Here is a 16,758-nt window from a genome sequence, read left to right as displayed (position 1 = left end):
ACTCTAACTTCGGCCCTCATGACCGCACATGAGCAGCTCGTAGTCCGCCGGGGCCGCCGATCCGGCATCACCACGATGGTGGCGATCCATTCGACCGCGCTCGGCCCCGCCGTCGGCGGGTGCCGCTTCAAGCCCTACGGCAGCCTGGAAGACGCCATCGGCGACGTCCTGCGCCTGTCGGCCGCCATGACGGCGAAGTGCGCCGTCGCCGGGCTGGCGTTCGGCGGTGGCAAGAGCGTCATCGCGCCCGAGCCGGGCCGCCTGCTCTCGCCCGAGGAGCGCCGGGCCGTCCTGCTCGACCACGCCGACCTGATCGCCGAGTTCGGCGGCCGCTACCAGGCGGGCCCGGACGTGGGCACCGGCCCGGCCGACATGCTGGTGCTCCGCGAAGCCTCGCCGTACGCCTTCTGCACGCCCGAGTCCGCGGGCGGCACCGGCTCATCCAGCGGCCCGACCGCCGCCGGGGTGCTGGCCGCGCTCCGCGCCGCGGCCGGCTCGGCGGCCATGACGGGACGCCGGGTGGTGATCAGCGGCTACGGCTCGGTGGGCGCCCACCTCGCGGCGAGCCTCCACGCCGCCGGGGCCGACGTCGTCGTCTCCGACATCGATCCGGCCAAGCGGGCCGATGCCGAAAAGCAGGGCCTGACCTGGGTCGAGCCGGCGAAGGCACTCACCCTCACCGCCGACGTCGTCATCCCGGCGGCCGTCGGCGGGGTGCTCGACCCGGAAACCGTGGCCCGGCTCGACACGCCGCTCGTCGTCGGCCCGGCGAACAACCAGCTCACCGACGACACCGTCGCCGACGCGCTGGCGGCCCGTGGCGTGCTGTGGATCCCGGACTACGTGGCGAGCGCGGGCGGCATCCTCTACACGCTTTCGCGGGAAGCCGAGGGGCTCGGCCACGAGGCCGCGCTCGCCCGCGTCGAGACGATCGAGCAGACCGTCGCGGGCCTGCTGGCCGCCGCCGAGGCCCACGCGACCACCCCGCTGCGGGAGGCGGCCGCGCTGGCCGGGCGCCGGCTCACTTCTGGTGCGGTGCCACGTACTCCTTCGCCTCGGGCGCTTCGAACAACGGCTTGACGTACTTGACGCCGCCCTCGGCGGAGGCGTCCGGGGTGGCCGCGTACACCTGGCGCGTCGCCGGCGTCCCCGGCTTGGAGAAGTCGAGCGCCGCGACCAGGTCGTCCGTGCTGGCCGACGTCGTCTGCTTCAGGGCCGCCGCGATGCCGTCGCGGGTGAGGTCCTTGTTGTCGCAGGCCTTCTTCAGCACCGCGCCCCAGACTTCGCCCACCGCGTAGCCGTAGGGGACGCCACCGTTCGGCGTTTCCTTGTACGCGGCCTTGAACTTCGCCGCCACGTCCTTCGCCTTCGGCAGGTCCGCGGAGAACGGCACACTGCTCGCGACGACCGTCAGCTTGTCCAGCGCCCCGGCGGCCGGGCTCTTCAGCAGCACCGGGTCGAACGTCGGGTTGTTGCCCAGCACCGGCACGTTCAGCCCGAGTGCCTTGTTCGCCGCGACGGCGGACCCGGTCTGCGCGGGCGTGGTGGTCAACGCGATCGCCTTCACACCGGCGCCTTTGAGCCCGGTGACGACGTTGGTGAGGTCGCTGTCGGTCGAGGTGATCTTCACTTCCTTGACCGTCAGGCTGTGCTTCTTCGCGTAGAACTGCGACCCGCGCAGGCCGTTCTTCCCGTACTCGCCGTCGATGTAGACGTGCCCGATCGTGTCGCCGTCCTTGATCAGCCCCTGCTCCTGCAGGTACGACAGGCCGTCGATCATCTCCAGGTCGTAGGTCGTCCCGACGATCATCACGTACGGGTTGTCCAGCAGCTCCGACGACCACGACGCCGGCGCGGCGACGGCCTTGTCGGTGGCCAGGTTCTGCTTCAGCGCGGCCACCACCGGCGAGCCCAGCAGCTGCACGAACCCGAGCACCTTAGGCTCGATCTGCGGGTACAGCGTCTTCGCCGTGTCGGCCTTGTAGCCGTGGTCGGCCTCTTCGAGCTTCACCTGCCGCCCGCACGCGCCGCCGGCGGCGTTGAAGTCCTTGGCCCACAGCTCGTTGCCCTGCGTGACGCCGAGGCCGAGGTTCTTGAACACGCCGGACTTGTCGGTCATCACGCCGAGGGTCACCTCGGTCGCCGTCACCCCCTTGCCGGTCTTGACGCCCGAGCTGTCCGAGCCCGACGAGCCCGAGTTGTTCGCCTTCGTGCTGCACGCCGAGAGCGCGAGGACGGCCACCAGCGCCGCCGCCAGGTGTGTGCGTTTCATGGTTCCTCCGGGGGTTGACGGCGAAGACGGGTGAGCCGGCGGCCGAGCGCGGCCAGCCCGCCCGGCTCGAACAGCACGACGAGGATGATCGCGGCGCCGTAGACGAACGAGCTGACGAGGACCGGGGTCAGCGCGCCGTCGCCGGTGCCGGAGAACCAGCCCAGGTCGGCCGAATACAGGGCGAGGACCTGCGGCAGGCCGTTGACGATCAGCGCGCCGACCAGCGCGCCGGGGACCGAGCCGAGGCCGCCGATGATCACCATCGCCAGGTAGGCGATCGACACGTTGATGCCGTAGGTGCCGAACTCGCTCTCGTCCGGCTTGAGGATGTCGAACCACAGCACGGTCATCGCGCCGGCGAGGCCGCCGTAAGCCGACGAGACGGCGAACGCGCCCGCCTTGGCGCGCAGGACGCTGACGCCCATCACCGCGGCCGCGGCCTCGTTGTCGCGCACCGCCCGCCACGAGCGGCCGACGCGGCCGCGGACGGCCCCGCGCGCGATCACGAACGCGAGCACGGTGAGCAGCAGGAACAGGTACCACATGCGCTCGGCCTGCCGGATCGGCACGCCGAGCAGGGTGATTTCGGGGCCGTCGTTGGTGAACGGGAAGCCGAACAGGGAGAACGGCGCCGGCGCGCGCCCGGTCGACGTCCCGCCGGTGAGCTCTTCGGCGGACTGTCCGAAGTAGAGGCCCAGGAACACCAGCGCCAGGGACGCGACGCCGAGGTAGATCCCGCGCAGCCGGCCGGCGACCGGGGCGAAGGCCAGCCCGAGCAGGGCCGCGACGACCACCGCGCCCAGCAGCGAGAGGCCGGGGTCGAGACCGAAGCCGATGACGCGGTCGTCCCCGGTGGGTCCGGACAGGAGGGTGTAGGCGGTGCCGCCGGCGAGCAGGAAGAAGGCGTGGGCCAGGGAAAGCTGCCCGGCCTGCCCGACCACCAGCGTCAGCCCGATCGCGCCGACCGCGCCGATCATCATGTACTGCCCGGCCTTCAGCCAGGCCGCGTCGAGGTACAGCGGCACGGCGAGCAGGACGACCAGCAGCGCGAGCCAGGCGGCCGTGCGGAGCAGGCTCGCCGGGCTGCGGCGCGGCCGCGGCGGCGCGGCCGGTTCGGCCGGGGTGTCCACTTCGGACACGGCTTGGTCAGACACGCGTGCGCTCCCTCGTGCCGAACAGCCCGGACGGCCGCGCCACCAGGACGACCAGCATCACCAGGAACACCGCGCTCTTGGAGAAGTCGAACGAGACGTACTGCGCGGACAGCGCTTCCACCAGCCCGACGACCAGGCCGCCCACCACCGCGCCCGCCGTCGAGTCGAGGCCGCCGAGGATCGCCGCGGGGAACGCGGCCAGCGCGATCGAGTGCGTCCCGCGGGACAGCCCGGCGCCGGAGAAGTCCTGCGTCGCGATGAACAGCACGGCCACGCCGGCCAGCAGCCCGGCGACGAGCCACGCGGTCGCGGTGACACGCGAGCTGCGGATGCCCATCAGCGCGGCGGCCTCGCGGTTCTCCGCCTGGGCCCGCATGGCCACGCCCCAGTTCGAGTACTTGAAGGCCAGCCAGAACGCCGTGATGAGCACCGCGGCCACGCCGAGGGCGACCAGGTGCGTGCGGAACAGCGTGATCCCGCCGAGCTGGAACGGCTTCGCGTCCCAGGCGCCGCCGAGGAACGGCAGCGTGACGCCGAGGCGGCGGACGATCTCTTCGGTGATGATCACGTCGACGCCGATGGTGAGCAGGGCCAGGCTGTTCGCGTCGGCGTGCCGGGAGCGTGACAGCAGCAGCCGCTCCACCAGCAGGCCGAGCAGCCCGGCCGAGACGATCCCGACGAGCGACGCGCCCACCCAGCCCAGCGCGTCCCGCGTCACCACGACGAGGTAGCCGCCGAAGAGCACGAGCGAGCCGTGCGCGAAGTTGACCACCTCGGTGGCCTTGAAGATGATGACGAACCCCAGCGCCAGCAAGGCGAACACCGCGCCCTTGCCGAGGCCGTTCACCACGAGCTGCAGGAAAGTGTTCACGCCGCCTCCGTACCGAGGTAGGCCTTGATGACGTCCGGGTCGGACTGGACCTGCGCCGGGGTGCCGTCGGCGATCCGCCGGCCGAAGTCGAGCACCGTGACGCGGTCGGCGATGCCCATCACCAGGCCCATGTCGTGTTCGACGAGCAGGATCGAGATGCCCAGCTCCGCGCGGATCCCGCTGATGGTGCCGGCCAGCTCGGCGGTCTCGGCCGCGTTCATCCCCGCCGCGGGCTCGTCGAGCAGGAGCAGCACCGGTTCCACGGCCAGCGCGCGGGCGAGGTCGACGCGCTTGACCGCGCCGTAGGGCAGCACGCCCACCGGTGCGTCGACGACCGGCCCGAGCCCGAGGAACGCGCAGATCTCGCGGGCCCGCTCGGCGTGCCGGCGTTCGGCGCGGACCGTCCACGGCAGCCGCAGCCCGGTCTCCAGGAACCCGCCGCGAGTCAGCGCGTGCCGGCCGAGCATGACGTTGTCCAGCACGGTCGAGCCGGGCGAGAGGGCGGCGTTCTGGAACGACCGCCCGATGCCGAGCCGGGCGAGCCTGTGTGGCGCGAGCCCGGTGAGCTCGGTGTCTCCGAGCCGCACGCGGCCGGTGTCGGCCCGGTAGAGGCCGCTGATCACGTTGAAGCAGCTGGACTTCCCGGCGCCGTTCGGCCCGATCAGCGCGTGCAGCGAACCGGGCGCGACGGTGAAGCTCACGTCGTCGAGCGCGCGGATCCCGCCGAACCGCAGGGAGACGGCCTCGACCCGCAGCTCCGGCGGCGTCATCCGGCCCACCTCGACAGTGTCCGGCCGGCCAGGCGCCGGCGTGCTTGCTCGGCTTCGGCGTCGGCGGCCTCCTGCGACTCGGCGTGCCCGCCGAGGTAGAGCCGCTGGACGTCCTGGCTGGCCGCGAGCTCCGCCGCCGTCCCGGCCAGCGCGACCCGGCCGACCTCAAGCACCACGGCGTGGTCGGCGACGCCGAGCGCCATCACGGCGTTCTGTTCGACCAGCACGACGGCGGTGCCCTGGTCGTGGATCTCCCGGACGGTCCGCGCGATCTGCTCGACGACCTTCGGCGCGAGCCCCAGCGACGGCTCGTCGAGCAGCAGCAGTTTCGGCGCGGCCATCAGCGCCCGGCCGATGGCGAGCATCTGCTGCTCCCCGCCGGACAGCAGGCCCGCGCGCTGCTTGGCGCGTTCGGTGAGCACGGGGAACAGGGCGTCGACCCGCTCGCGGGCCGTGGCCCGCTCGGCCGCGGTCCGGGCGCCGATGCCGCCGGCCCGCAGGTTCTCCTCGACGGTCATCCGCGCGAAGATCTGCCGCCCCTCGGGCACGCCGGCGACGCCGAGCCGCACGATCCGGGCGGGGTCGAGCCGGCCGAGCGCGTGCCCGTCGTAGCGGATCTCGCCGTCGTCGATCGAGCCCCGGTGCATGCGAAGCGTGCCCGAGACGGCGCGGAGCAAGGTCGACTTCCCGGCCCCGTTGCTGCCCAGCACGGCCAGCACGCCGTCGGCGGAGACGTCGAGATCGATCCCGTGCAGGGCGGCCGTCGACCGGCCGTACCGCACCCGCAGGCCACGCACGGTCAGCACGAGCTCACTCCGGGACGCAAGAGGCCTCCTCCACTCATGTGACGTGAGTCACGGTCGGTGGCGGTCATCCTGCGTTCGGCGGGAGTGATCCGTTACCCCCACCTGGAGAGGTAGGCGGCTACGAAACGGACACGGCGGAGTGGTCTGCCGCGGCGGGTCGTGAGTGGTAAGGCGGGTTAGAACCCGCCTTACCACTCACGACCGGAGGGAGCAGAGCGCGGCGAAGACGTCGGGCGAGGTCGTGTGCTCGCCGAGCCGGACCGGCTTGCGGTCGCCGTGGAAGTCGCTCGACCCGGTGGCGAGTAGCCCCAGGTCGGCGGCCACCGTCCGCAGCCGGTCACGGATCTCCGGGGGCTGCTCCGGGTGGTCCACCTCGATCCCGGCGAGCCCGGCTTCGGCCAGGGCCGCCAGCTGCGTGTCCGAGACCTCCGCCCGCCGCTTGACCGAGCGCGGGTGAGCCAGCACCGCCACACCGCCGGCCGCGCGGACCAGCGCGATCGCGTCCACAGTGGACAGGACGTGCTTGGGCACGTCGGCGCGGCCGCCGTCGGCGATCCACTCGGAGGTGAAGGCGTCGGTGACGCCCACCGCGGCCAGCGCCGCGGCGATGTGCGGACGGCCGAGCGGCGCGCCCGCGGCGATGCCCTCGACCTGCGCCAGGGTGATCGGCGCGCCGAGTTCCCGGCAGCGCTCCACCATCCGTACCCCGCGGCGGACGCGGTCGGTGCGGATCAGCTCCAGCTCGTCCGCCAGCGGCGCGAACAGCGGGTCGGCGAAGAGGCCGAGCAGGTGCACCTCCGCGTCGTCGAGCCGGCAGGAGATCTCGACGCCGGGCACGATCTCGACCCCGGAGGAGGCCGCGGAAGCGGCGGCCAAGCCCGCGAAGGTGTCGTGGTCGGTGAGGGCGAGCACCGTCAGCCCGGCTTCGGCGGCCAGCCGGGGCAGTTCGGCAGGCGGGGTCGTCCCGTCGGAGGCCGTGCTGTGCGCGTGCAGGTCGATCGTCACCCGGGGGAGGATCTCACAGCAGCCCGGCTTCGCTGGCCTTGCCGATGGCCTCGACGCGGTTGCGGGCGCCCAGCTTGTGCAGGGCCGACTGCAGGTACGTCTTCACCGTGTTGCGGGCCAGGCCGGTCGACTCCGCGATCTCCGGGTTCGTCTGGCCCTGCGCGGCCAGCCGCAGCACCTCGTACTCGCGGCGGGTCAGGCCGCTGCGGGCCAGGGCGTCCGAGCGTTGCCCCGCGTCGGGCAGAATTCGCGGGTCGACGACCCGCTCGCCGCGCAGGACCCGGCGCAGCTCGGTCACCAGCTGCGCGCCCGCGGCGTCCTTGAGCAGGCAGCCGTGCGCGCCCGACTCCAGGGCCGCCAGCGCGCCCTGGTGGTCGCCGTGCGCGGTGAAGACCACGATCTTGCCCTCGGGGTGCGCCCGGCGCAGCTCGGTGACGACCTCCGGCGCGAGCATGTCCGGCAGCCGCAGGTCGAGCAGGATCAGGTCCGGGGCCAGCGACGCCACCCGCTCGATCGCCAGCCGCCCGGACTCCGCCGAGCCGACCACCGTCAGGCACGGGTCGGAGCGCAGCAGCAGCGTCACGCCGTCGCGGACCACCGGGTGGTCGTCGACGACGAAGACGGTCGCGGGGGTCATGGGGGTCACCGTCGCACCAGCGGCACCCACGCGCGCAGGGTGCAGCCGTCGTCGTCGTCGCGGACCAGGCTGACCCGGCCGCCGAGCCGCGCGGCCCGCCCGGACAGCGTTCGCAGGCCCATGCCGGTGCCGGGCACCGCGTCGGCGCCCGTGCCGTCGTCCGCGACGACCACCTGGACGCCGTCGTCGCTGGGCAGCAGGCTGACGATCACCGAGGACGCCCGGGCGTGCTTCTCGACGTTGAGCAGCCCTTCGCGGACCGCGGCCACCAGCAGGGCGGTGCGTTCGGCGTCCAGCGGCGGTACCGCCGCGAGCTGCACGAACCGCGCCGGGACGCCGCAGCGCGCCTGGAACGAGCGGCAGTGCTCGGCCAGCTCGACCGGCAGCGCCCGCTCCGGGCTGCACTCCGACAGCGCCAGCAGCGACTCCCGCAACGCCCCGGCCGCCGCCGAGACGTCGCCTTCCAGGCGCCGCAGCCGCGCCTCCAGACCCGGGTTACCGTGGAGGTCCTCGTGCAGGTCGCGCACCTGGACGCCGATGGAGAACAGCAGCGCGCCGACGGAGTCGTGCAGCGCGCTCTGCATGCGCAGGCGTTCGCCGGCCACCGCGGCCGTGCGGTCGGTCTCGGCGACCTTCGCCAGGTGCAACGCCGTCCCGGCCTCGCGCGCCACCTCTTCCATCCGCCGGACGGCGTCGTCGCCGAAGTCGGCGGGTTCGCGCATGGCGGCGTAGGCGATGGCCACGGTCTCGCCGCGCGCGACGATCGGGACGGCGAGCATCGCGGCCAGGCCCTCGCCGCGGACCTGGGCGTCGAACTGGTGGGTGATGGCCGGCGAGCTGACGTAGTCGGCGACCTTCACCGGCCGGCCCAGCGCCAGCACCCGCCCGCCGATGCCCTGGCCGACGGGCACCTCGAGGTCCTGCAGCGAGTCCGTCCGGGTGCCGGACATCCAGCGGATGACCGCCAGCTCGGGCCGGTCGAGCTCGGCGACGAACCCGGCCTTCGCGCCGACCGTCTCCCGGATCAGGCGCGCGGTCCCGTGCAGGGCGGCGACCCGGTCGAGCGTGCCGAGCAGCTTCTCGCGCTCGCGCAGCAGCTCGCCCAGCACCGCGCTGTACTCGGCGACGTGCTCCTTGGCCGTCACCTGATCACGATGGCACACCGGGTGTGGTTCCGGACATACCCGGCTGGAGAGGTACGGCGGCGCCCGGTCGACTTGAATGGGGGTGTGGAGATCCTCACCGACGCCGCCACGCTCGCGCTGTACACGACCGACGCGTCCAACTACCGCCACGTGCCCCGCGGCGTGGTGCTGCCGCGGACCGTCGACGAGGTCGTCGCGGCGATCGCCGCCGCCCGCGATCGTGACCTGCCGGTGATCGCGCGCGGCGGCGGCACGAGCGTCGCCGGGAACGCGTGCGGCCCCGGCCTGGTCATCGACACCTCCCGCCACCTCGGCGGGGTGCTCTCGCTGGACCCGGACGCGCGGCTCGCGCGGGTCCTGCCCGGCACGGTGCTGGACGACCTGCAGGCGGTTGCGGCCCCGCACGGGCTGCGGTTCGGCCCGGACCCGTCGACGCACAGCCGCTGCACGCTCGGCGGGATGATCGGCAACAACGCGTGCGGCTCGCACTCGGTGGCGTGGGGGCGCACGGTCGACGTCGTCCGCTCGCTGGAGGTCCTGCTCTACGACGGCACGCGGCTGCGGGTGGGCCCGGACGAGCCCGCCGAGGGCCGGATCTTCGACGAGCTGCGCGCGCTGGTGCGCGACAACCTGGCGTTGCTGCGCCGGGAGCTCTCGACGTGGCCGCGCCGGGTGTCGGGCTACGGGCTCGAGCACCTGTTGCCGGAGAACGGTTTCGACGTCGCCAAGGCGCTCGTCGGCAGCGAGGGCACCTGCGTGACGATCCTGGAGGCGACGGTTTCGCTCGCGCGGCTCCCGGACCGGAAGGTGCTTGCGGTACTGGGCTTTCCCTCCGATATCGCGGCGGCGGACGCGGTGCCGTCGATCCTGCCGTGGTCGCCGCTGACCGTCGAAGGCGTGGACGCCGAGCTCGTCGCGATGCTCCCCGGCCGCGCGGGTGACCTGCCGCCGGGCGGGGCGTGGCTGTTCGTCGAGCTGGCCGGCGACGACCCGGCTTCGCGGGCGCGGGAACTGGCCGCGTCGCTCGACCTGACGGGCTTCGCGATCGTCGACGACCCGGCGGCGCAACGCGGACTGTGGCGCATCCGCGAGGAAGGCGCGGGGCTCGCGACGCGTCTCGCGGACGGCTCGGAAGCCTGGCCGGGCTGGGAGGACGCCGCCGTTCCGCCCGAGCGGCTCGGCGCGTACCTGCGCGAGTTCAAGGACCTCATGCGGGCACACGGGCGTCGCAGCGTGGTCTACGGGCACTACGGCGAAGGCTGCCTGCACATGCGGCTCGACTTCGACCTGCTGTCGGCGTCCGGCGTGGCGGACTTCCGGCGGTTCCTGGAGGAGGCCGCGGACCTCGTCGCGGCGCACGGCGGGTCGCTGTCCGGCGAGCACGGCGACGGCCAGGCGCGCTCCGAGCTGCTGTCCCGCATGTACAGCCCGGAGATGCTCGACGTCTTCGCGCGGTTCAAGGCGATCTTCGACCCGGCCGGGCGGATGAACCCCGGCATCCTGGTCGCGCCGCGGCCGATCGACGCCGATCTACGGGTGCGATCGACCTCTCAGTCCATTGAGGACAGTGTGTTCCTCGGTTATCCGGAGGACCGCGGGAACTTCGGTCAGGCGATGCGGCGCTGCGTCGGCGTGGGGAAGTGCCGCAACACCAGCGGTGGCGGCGTGATGTGCCCGAGCTACCGGGCCACCCGCGAGGAGCAGCACTCGACGCGCGGGCGCGCCCACCTGCTCGCGGAGATGCTCAACGGCGAGGTGATCAAGGACGGCTGGCGTTCGGCCGAAGTCCGTGACGCCCTGGATTTGTGCCTGTCCTGCAAGGGCTGCCTGTCGGACTGCCCGGTCGACGTCGACATGGCGACGTACAAGGCCGAGTTCCTGCACCAGCACTACCGGCGGCGGCTGCGCCCGGCGTCGCACTATTCGATGGGCTGGCTGCCGCTGTGGCTGCGGCTCAGCGCTCTTGCTCCGCGCTGGGCCAACGCCGTCGGCCGGTCTCGCCTGGCGGGCCTGGTGAAACGGCTCGGCGGGATCGCGCCGGAGCGGTCGTTGCCCACGTTCGCTCCGGCCCCGTTCACGTCGTCGCGTGCGGATCTCCGGCGGAAGGCCGCGGGGGAGCGGCGGGTGGTGCTGTGGCCGGACTCGTTCAACAACTACCTGACGCCGTCGGTGCTCGACGCCGCCCACGAGGTGCTCACCGCGGCCGGGTACGACGTCGTGCTGCCGGACCGCGGTGTCTGTTGTGGACTGACGTGGGTGTCGACGGGCCAGCTCGGCGTCGCGCGGCGCGTCCTGGACCGGACGCTTTCCGTGCTGGCGCCGTACCTGGACGAAGGCTACGAAGTCGCGGGCCTGGAACCGAGCTGCACGGCCCTGTTCCGCGGCGACCTGCCCGCGCTGATGCCGGGCGACGCGCGTGCCGAGCTGCTGGCGTCGCGGACGTTCACCTTCGCCGAGCTGCTGGCGCGGGCCCCGATCCCGTTCGCGGACCTCGACGTCGACGCGATCACGCAGGTGCACTGCCACCAGCACGCGGTCCTCGGCTTCGGCGCCGACGAGTCCGCGCTGGCGGCCGCCGGGGTCCGGAACACCACGTTGGACTCGGGGTGCTGTGGCCTGGCGGGCAACTTCGGCTTCGAGCGCGGCCACTACGACGTCTCGAAGGCGGTGGCGGAGGACCGGATGCTGCCCGCGATCCGCGCGGCTGGCCCGGACACGGTGGTGGTGTCGGACGGCTTCAGCTGCCGGACGCAGATCGCCCAGGAGTCGGGCCGGACCCCGGTGCACCTGGCGGAACTGCTGCGGCGCGCGCTCCCGTGATCATTCGGCGCGCTCCAGCAGCGTCCGGACGGCGGTGAGGACGAGCCGGACGATGGCGTCGGGATCGGCCCCGGCCAGCGGCTGCTTGCCGGTGAGCTCGCGGACCACCCCGATGCCCATCAGCCAGGCCAGCGCGAGGTCGGCGCGCAGCTCGGCGTCCGGGGCGTCGGTCAGCGTGGCCAGGATCCGGGCGTACTCGTCGCCGATCTCCTCGCGCAGCACCGCCCCGACTTCGCCGCTGCCGGACGAACGCAGGTACGTTTCCAGGGTCCGGTTCCGGTCGCCGCCCGGCTCGAGCATGCTGCGCAACGACGCGCTGAGCAGCCGCTCCGGCGGGTGGGTTTCGAGGTGCTCGCGCCCGCTGCGGGCGATGACCTCCTCGAACAGCGCTTCCTTGCTGCCGAAGTAGCGGAACAGCAGCGACTGGTTGACCCCGGCCAGGTCGGCGATGTCCCGCACGGTCGTCCGGTCGAACCCGCGCTCGGCGAACAGCTTCGCACCGGCGTCGAGCAACGCCTGCCGCGTCGCGGCCGCGTCCCGCTTGCGGCCAGGCTGTTCGGTCACCCGTGAAGGTTAACCGCCGGGCCGGGCCGGGGTGCGGCGGCTTACGCGCCGGACAGGCGGATCGCGGCGGCCGGGCAGGTCAGTTCCGCCTGCCGGACCGCCTCCTCCTCGCCGGCGCCCGGCTCCTCGGTGAGGAGCACGACCGTGCCGTCGTCCTCGTTCTGGTCGAACGTCCCGGGCGCGAGCAGCACGCACTGGCCGGACGAGACGCAGCTTTCCGTGTCGGCGGTGATCTTCATCGGCTCACCACTCCACGGGCACGCGCTCGACGCCGCCGGCCACGCGGTTGGTGCGCACCGGGATCTCGTCGATCCCGACGGCGAGCCGCAGGCCCGGGAAGCGGCGGAACAGCTTGGGGAACACCGTCCGCAGCTCGGTGCGGGCGAGGTTGGCGCCGATGCAGACGTGGGCGCCGGTGCCGAAGGCGAGGTGCACGTTCGGCGTCCGGTCCGGGTCGAACCCGTCCGGGTCGGCGAACACCGAGGCGTCCCGGTTGGCCGCGTCGCTGGAGATGAGCACGGCGTCGCCGCGCATGATCCGCGTGCCGGCGATCTCGACGGTTTCGTGCGCGTACCGCAGCAGGCCGGTGCCGCTGGTCGCGGTCAGCCGCAGGATCTCCTCGACGGTCCGGTCGACCTGGCCATCGGGGTCGGCGGCGAACCGGTCGCGGCGGGCGGGGTCGCTCAGCAGGAACAGCGTGCCCATCGCGATGCGCGTCGACGTCGTCTCGTGCCCGGCGAACAGCAGTCCGGCGCCCATCCGGGCGAGGTCCTCGTCGGTGAAGGCCGGGTCTTCGGCCTGGACCGCGACCATGTCGGAGATGACGTCGGGCTGCGGGTTCGCGCGCTTGGCGTCGGCCAGCTTCGTCATGTACGCCATGAACTCGGCCATCGCCGCCTGGGCGTCTTCGCCGCCGTCCATCACCGCGATCCGCTCGGACAGCCCGCGGAAGTGCTCCCGGTCGGCGTAGGGCACGCCGAGCAGTTCGCAGATCACCAGCACCGGCAGGGGGAACGCGAGGAAGTCGGTCAGGTCGACCGGCTCGCCGGGGTTTGCGTCGCGCGCGGCCTGGAGGTCGTCGAGGCAGCGGTCGGTGAGTTCCGCGATGCGGTCGCCGAGGGCGCGCATCCGGGGCGCGGAGAACGCGGGCGCCAGCATCCGGCGCATCCGCTTGTGGTCGCGCTCCTCGGTGTCGAAGTCCCCGTTCGGGCCGTTCTGCAAGGCGGCGAAGGAGATCCGCGACGCCTGTTCCGGCGCCGGGTGCGACCGGCCGAAGCGGCGGTCGCGGAAGACCTCCTTGGCCTCTTCGTAGGACGTCACCAGCCAGGCCGGGTCGCCGGCCGGGGTGAGCACCCGGCTCACCGGCGCCCGCCGCCGGAGGGCTGCGTAGTCCGGGGCGATCGCGAGCGCGTTCGCGCGGGAGAAGGGGAGGCGAGGCGTCTCTTCGGTGGTGGTCATGCGTCTTCCCTCGGATCGGTGGTGAGGTCGGCGAGCCAGCGGAGTTCGGCGTCGAACTTCCCGAGCACGTGCTGCAGCGCGGCCCGGCTCCACGGGTCGGCCTGCCCGGCGGCGAGCCCGGTGAGCCGGGCTCGTTCGGCGGTCAGCGCGGTCGTCCGGGTCTCGAGCACACGTGCTCGTTCCGCCGGGCGCAGCCAGGCGAAGTTCCCGACGCGGGCCAGGAACTCGGGCTCGTTGAGCGCCAGGTCGGCCGGGAAGTCCGCGAGCATGTCGTGCAGCAGTTCCCGCCCGACTTCGGTGATCGTGTAGACGTGCCGCGGCGGTTTGGCGGCCTGCTCCTCCGCGCTGCGGCTCACCGCGCCCGCGTCGACGAAGCGCCGCAGGGTCGGGTAGAGCGAGTTGTTCGACAGGGTGTGGCCGGTCGAAGCCTCCACGGCCTTGCGCAGCTCATAGCCGTGCATCGGCTCGACGGCCAGCTTCGACAGCAGAAGGATTTCGATCCACACCTAGGTCACCGTAACCTAGGACTCGGTGACCCGGCAATGGCTCACCGTGACATCCGGACGGAAACTTTCCGTTGCACCGAGGGGGCAGGCCGTCCGGAAGTCGCCATGACACGAAACGGTCGCGGTCGGTCACACCGGCGCCGAGTCAATCCCTTGTTCAGGCATGGATGCCGACACGAAGCGTTTTCACCCAGGCGGCGCGGTGCGCTCGGTTGCGTCGGCCGTGGTCGCGACGCTCCTGGTCGTCCTGGTCGGTGCCTGCCAGCCGCCGGTCAAGACGGTCGTCGTGGTGGGCGTGACGGCCACCGCGAACGAGCCCGCCATCGCGCTGACCACCAAGGGCAAGGACACGCTCCACGAGGCGATCACCCAGGGCGAGACGCGCGTGGTGATCTTTCGCTCGGGGAGCCCGATGTCCGTGTTCGACAAGGACCTGACCGTGCGCCGTGGGCGGGATCAGGAGAACAACGCGCAGCGGGTGGAAGACGGGTTCGCCGCGAAGCTCGAGTCCGTGCAGTCGAGCCTGCGGACGGCGGCGGACACGACCGGCCAGCTCGACCTGTTCGGCCTGCTGGTCCAGCTGTCGCACGTTCCGGACGCGCGGAAGCTGCTCGTGTACAGCAGCGGCCTGCAGACGACGGGGATGCTGAACCTGCTTCCGGCCGGCTCGGACTTCGACGTCGACCGCACGCTGGCGGCGCTTCCCGGGAAGTCCCTCCCCGACCTCGCGGGCAAGAAGGTCGTGTTCGCCGGCCTCGGCCAGGTGGCGGGTCCGCAGCGGGCGCTGCCCGAGGAGATGCGGCGGAACGTGGAGCGGCTGTGGCTCGGCGTCTGCCGCAAGGCGGGGGCCGACGAGTGCTCGATCGACCCCGAGTCGGTCGCGGCCGGCGGTCCGTCCGGGACGAAGCCCGTGCCCACGGTCGCGGTGCCCGAAGTGGGTTCCTCGGTGGTGCCCAAGGGCGACGGCGTCAAGGAGGTCACGATCCCGGCGGCCGTCTTCTTCCTGCCGAACTCCGCCGACCTCCAGCCGGGCGCCGCGAACGCGCTGCGCGGGTTGACCGGCCTGTTCGGGCGCGGGGCCACGGCGACCGCGGTGGGACACACCGCCACCTGGGGACCGTTGCCGGGCGCGCAGGACCTGTCGCTCGCGCGCAGCCGGCGGGTCGTCGAGGCCCTGATCGGCTTCGGCGTGGCTCGCGCGGTGTTCACCAGCGTCACCGGGGTGGGGTTCCGGCCGGTGATCGAGCCCGACGTCGACGCGCGGGGGCAGCTGATCCCCGCGGCGGCGGAACGGAACCGGGTCGTCGTGCTCACCATTCACAACCTGCGAAACGAGGAGTCGTCATGATCCAGCGTGGACTCGTCCCCAGGGTCAGCTGGTGGCTGTGGCTGCTGCACCCCATCCAGGCCTACTGGATCACCTTCCTGATCCGCGAGGCGCACCGGCACGAATCCGAAAACGTCCGGCCCGACGCGCTGACGTGGGGCGAGAAGGCGTTGTTCGTGCGGGTCCAGGCGCGGATCCGGACCTCGGTCGCCGCGGCGGCGGCCCGGATCAACGCCCTGGCCGCCGAGCAGCAGGCCGCCCTCTACGCCGCCGCCCGCAAACAGCGGGAGGTGGTGAACGAGCGCGCCCGGCTCCGCACGCCGGTCTCCGAGGTGAAGACGGTGGCGGCGGGGCCGATCACCGCGTCGGCCGCGCAGCGCTTGCTGACCGAGCAGCAGGCGAAGGTGCGCAAGGAGGTCGAGCAGGGCGAGACACGGCACCTCGACCGGCCGTCCAAGGTCCGCCGGGGCTTCGCCTACGTGCTCGTTTCGGTCGACGTCGCGGCCATCTTCAACGCGTTCGCCCTGCTCTACAACGTGAAGTTCACCGAGCTCGACGTGACGAAGCTCGTCACGGTCAGCGGGTTCTCGGTGATCGCCGCCGGCGTGCTCGGTCACCTGGCGCACTCGACGGGGCACACGGTCTGGGAAGCGCGGGCCACCGCGCGCCCGGCCGGCGACGGCGGAGCGGGTAAGCCGGCCAGCGCGGGTGCCCCGACGCCGTGGCCGGGGGAATTCCCGCCGCGCAAGGCGACGCTCGTAGCCAAGATGCTGGGCCTGTTCGTCGTGAGCGTGCTCAGCGGGCTTTCGATCCTCACCCGGGTGGTCGAGGAGGCGACCCAGATCGACAACCCCGTTCTCGGCTGGGTGCTGGGCATCCTGGTCGCGTCCGCCGCGGTGCTGGCGCCCTGGCTGGTCGTCATCGACCAGATGCGTTCCGGTTCGCTGGAAATCCGCACGATCGACGCGCTGACGAAGATCGTCCAGGAATCGAACGACGCGGTGCTGAAATCCGAGGAAGCGGCGGCCAAGGAAAAGGAGCGGGCGGCATCGCTGTACGCGCGGGCGAAGAAGATCGGTCAAACGGAAGGGAGTGTGGTCGACAAAAAGGCCGCGTTCGTCGAAAAGGTTGTCACGATGGCGCGGAGCCTGCACCAGCGGTCGGGGCGGCTCGCGCTCCTCCCCGATTCCGCCGAAGGCCAGGGCGGTGTCGCTCCCGAGACGCTCGCCGGCGCGATCAGGGCCGACAAGTCGGCCGTCGACGAGGCGTTGAAGCGGCTGTTCGAGCCGGAACAACCCGCGGACGACCCCGGCGAACCGGAACCCGATGATCCGGACGGACCATGGGGCGCGGTCGCCTGACGGAGTAACGATGGGGTGTCGACATCCACCGGATGCCGGCACCCCTGTTGCGTCCGGTGGCG

16 protein-coding genes are annotated in these 16,758 nt (G+C 72.6%); 4 read left to right on the top strand and 12 right to left on the bottom strand.

Annotated features, from left to right (window positions below; genetic code table 11):
* Nucleotides 1–18: 18 nt before the first annotated feature.
* The gene (locus C2L58_RS11925) at nt 19–1,080 is read left to right on the top strand and encodes a Glu/Leu/Phe/Val dehydrogenase dimerization domain-containing protein (RefSeq protein WP_103337633.1); all 1,062 of its coding nucleotides are present in this window, start codon (nt 19–21) and stop codon (nt 1,078–1,080) included.
* On the opposite strand, the gene C2L58_RS11920 is transcribed toward C2L58_RS11925, so the two are convergent.
* From C2L58_RS11920 to C2L58_RS11885, 8 genes are all read right to left on the bottom strand, one after another.
* Nucleotides 1,022–2,272: an ABC transporter substrate-binding protein gene (locus tag C2L58_RS11920; RefSeq protein WP_103337632.1), complete on the bottom strand. Its 1,251-nt coding sequence runs from the start codon at nt 2,270–2,272 to the stop codon at nt 1,022–1,024. The two genes, C2L58_RS11925 and C2L58_RS11920, sit on opposite strands and share 59 nt — an antisense overlap.
* A complete protein-coding gene (locus tag C2L58_RS11915) occupies nt 2,269–3,426 on the bottom strand; it encodes a branched-chain amino acid ABC transporter permease (RefSeq protein ID WP_233225679.1) in 1,158 nt (385 codons plus the stop codon). Before C2L58_RS11915 ends, C2L58_RS11920 begins: the two co-directional genes overlap by 4 nt.
* Nucleotides 3,419–4,297, bottom strand: a complete 879-nt coding sequence (locus tag C2L58_RS11910; RefSeq protein ID WP_103337630.1) for a branched-chain amino acid ABC transporter permease — start codon at nt 4,295–4,297, stop codon at nt 3,419–3,421. The genes C2L58_RS11915 and C2L58_RS11910 overlap by 8 nt, the downstream gene beginning before the upstream one ends.
* Nucleotides 4,294–5,067 (bottom strand): ABC transporter ATP-binding protein, encoded by a 774-nt coding sequence (locus C2L58_RS11905; protein WP_199191224.1) that lies wholly within the window; start codon nt 5,065–5,067, stop codon nt 4,294–4,296. The genes C2L58_RS11910 and C2L58_RS11905 overlap by 4 nt, the downstream gene beginning before the upstream one ends.
* Entirely contained in the window at nt 5,064–5,873 is an 810-nt protein-coding gene (locus C2L58_RS11900) for an ABC transporter ATP-binding protein (protein ID WP_103337628.1), read from the bottom strand. The genes C2L58_RS11905 and C2L58_RS11900 overlap by 4 nt, the downstream gene beginning before the upstream one ends.
* Nucleotides 5,874–6,068: 195 nt before the next feature.
* Complete coding sequence (locus C2L58_RS11895; RefSeq protein WP_103337627.1) at nt 6,069–6,878, bottom strand: PHP domain-containing protein; 810 nt, start codon at nt 6,876–6,878, stop codon at nt 6,069–6,071.
* A 13-nt stretch (nt 6,879–6,891) separates the two neighbouring features.
* The gene (locus C2L58_RS11890) at nt 6,892–7,515 is read right to left on the bottom strand and encodes a response regulator (RefSeq protein ID WP_199191223.1); all 624 of its coding nucleotides are present in this window, start codon (nt 7,513–7,515) and stop codon (nt 6,892–6,894) included.
* Between the two features lie 5 nt (nt 7,516–7,520).
* On the bottom strand, nt 7,521–8,660 hold the full coding sequence (locus C2L58_RS11885; protein WP_103337626.1) for a GAF domain-containing sensor histidine kinase: 1,140 nt from the start codon (nt 8,658–8,660) through the stop codon (nt 7,521–7,523).
* A gap of 84 nt (nt 8,661–8,744) precedes the next feature.
* Here C2L58_RS11885 and C2L58_RS11880 point away from each other — a divergent pair, with 84 nt between their 5' ends.
* Nucleotides 8,745–11,480: an FAD-binding and (Fe-S)-binding domain-containing protein gene (locus C2L58_RS11880; RefSeq protein WP_103337625.1), complete on the top strand. Its 2,736-nt coding sequence runs from the start codon at nt 8,745–8,747 to the stop codon at nt 11,478–11,480.
* On the opposite strand, the gene C2L58_RS11875 is transcribed toward C2L58_RS11880, so the two are convergent.
* Genes C2L58_RS11875 through C2L58_RS11860 form a run of 4 tightly spaced genes read right to left on the bottom strand, consistent with a single transcriptional unit; the run spans nt 11,481 to nt 14,008 of the window.
* The gene (locus tag C2L58_RS11875; protein ID WP_103337624.1) at nt 11,481–12,044 is read right to left on the bottom strand and encodes a TetR/AcrR family transcriptional regulator; all 564 of its coding nucleotides are present in this window, start codon (nt 12,042–12,044) and stop codon (nt 11,481–11,483) included.
* 41 nt (nt 12,045–12,085) lie between these two features.
* Nucleotides 12,086–12,283: a ferredoxin gene (locus tag C2L58_RS11870; RefSeq protein ID WP_103337623.1), complete on the bottom strand. Its 198-nt coding sequence runs from the start codon at nt 12,281–12,283 to the stop codon at nt 12,086–12,088.
* 4 nt (nt 12,284–12,287) lie between these two features.
* Entirely contained in the window at nt 12,288–13,502 is a 1,215-nt protein-coding gene (locus tag C2L58_RS11865) for a cytochrome P450 (protein ID WP_103337622.1), read from the bottom strand.
* Complete coding sequence (locus C2L58_RS11860; RefSeq protein WP_103337621.1) at nt 13,499–14,008, bottom strand: PadR family transcriptional regulator; 510 nt, start codon at nt 14,006–14,008, stop codon at nt 13,499–13,501. The genes C2L58_RS11865 and C2L58_RS11860 overlap by 4 nt, the downstream gene beginning before the upstream one ends.
* Nucleotides 14,009–14,210: 202 nt before the next feature.
* Here C2L58_RS11860 and C2L58_RS11855 point away from each other — a divergent pair, with 202 nt between their 5' ends.
* Both C2L58_RS11855 and C2L58_RS11850 read left to right on the top strand, forming a co-directional pair.
* Entirely contained in the window at nt 14,211–15,356 is a 1,146-nt protein-coding gene (locus C2L58_RS11855; RefSeq protein WP_103337620.1) for a hypothetical protein, read from the top strand.
* A complete protein-coding gene (locus C2L58_RS11850; RefSeq protein WP_103337619.1) occupies nt 15,353–16,696 on the top strand; it encodes a hypothetical protein in 1,344 nt (447 codons plus the stop codon). Before C2L58_RS11855 ends, C2L58_RS11850 begins: the two co-directional genes overlap by 4 nt.
* Nucleotides 16,697–16,758 lie beyond the last annotated feature (62 nt).

Source organism: Amycolatopsis sp. CA-126428 (assembly GCF_002904335.1).
Classification (GTDB): Bacteria; Actinomycetota; Actinomycetes; order Mycobacteriales; family Pseudonocardiaceae; genus Amycolatopsis.
This window is presented reverse-complemented; position numbering and strand designations above follow the sequence as displayed.

Bases quoted from the DNA above. Each gene is read 5' to 3' on its own strand.
- C2L58_RS11925 (WP_103337633.1), top strand. From the start codon at position 19: ATGACCGCACATGAGCAGCTCGTAGTCCGCCGGGGCCGCCGATCCGGC.
- C2L58_RS11920 (WP_103337632.1), bottom strand. From the start codon at position 2,272: ATGAAACGCACACACCTGGCGGCGGCGCTGGTGGCCGTCCTCGCGCTC.
- C2L58_RS11905 (WP_199191224.1), bottom strand. From the start codon at position 5,067: ATGACGCCGCCGGAGCTGCGGGTCGAGGCCGTCTCCCTGCGGTTCGGC.
- C2L58_RS11890 (WP_199191223.1), bottom strand. From the start codon at position 7,515: ATGACCCCCGCGACCGTCTTCGTCGTCGACGACCACCCGGTGGTCCGC.
- C2L58_RS11870 (WP_103337623.1), bottom strand. From the start codon at position 12,283: ATGAAGATCACCGCCGACACGGAAAGCTGCGTCTCGTCCGGCCAGTGC.
- C2L58_RS11865 (WP_103337622.1), bottom strand. From the start codon at position 13,502: ATGACCACCACCGAAGAGACGCCTCGCCTCCCCTTCTCCCGCGCGAAC.
- C2L58_RS11850 (WP_103337619.1), top strand. From the start codon at position 15,353: ATGATCCAGCGTGGACTCGTCCCCAGGGTCAGCTGGTGGCTGTGGCTG.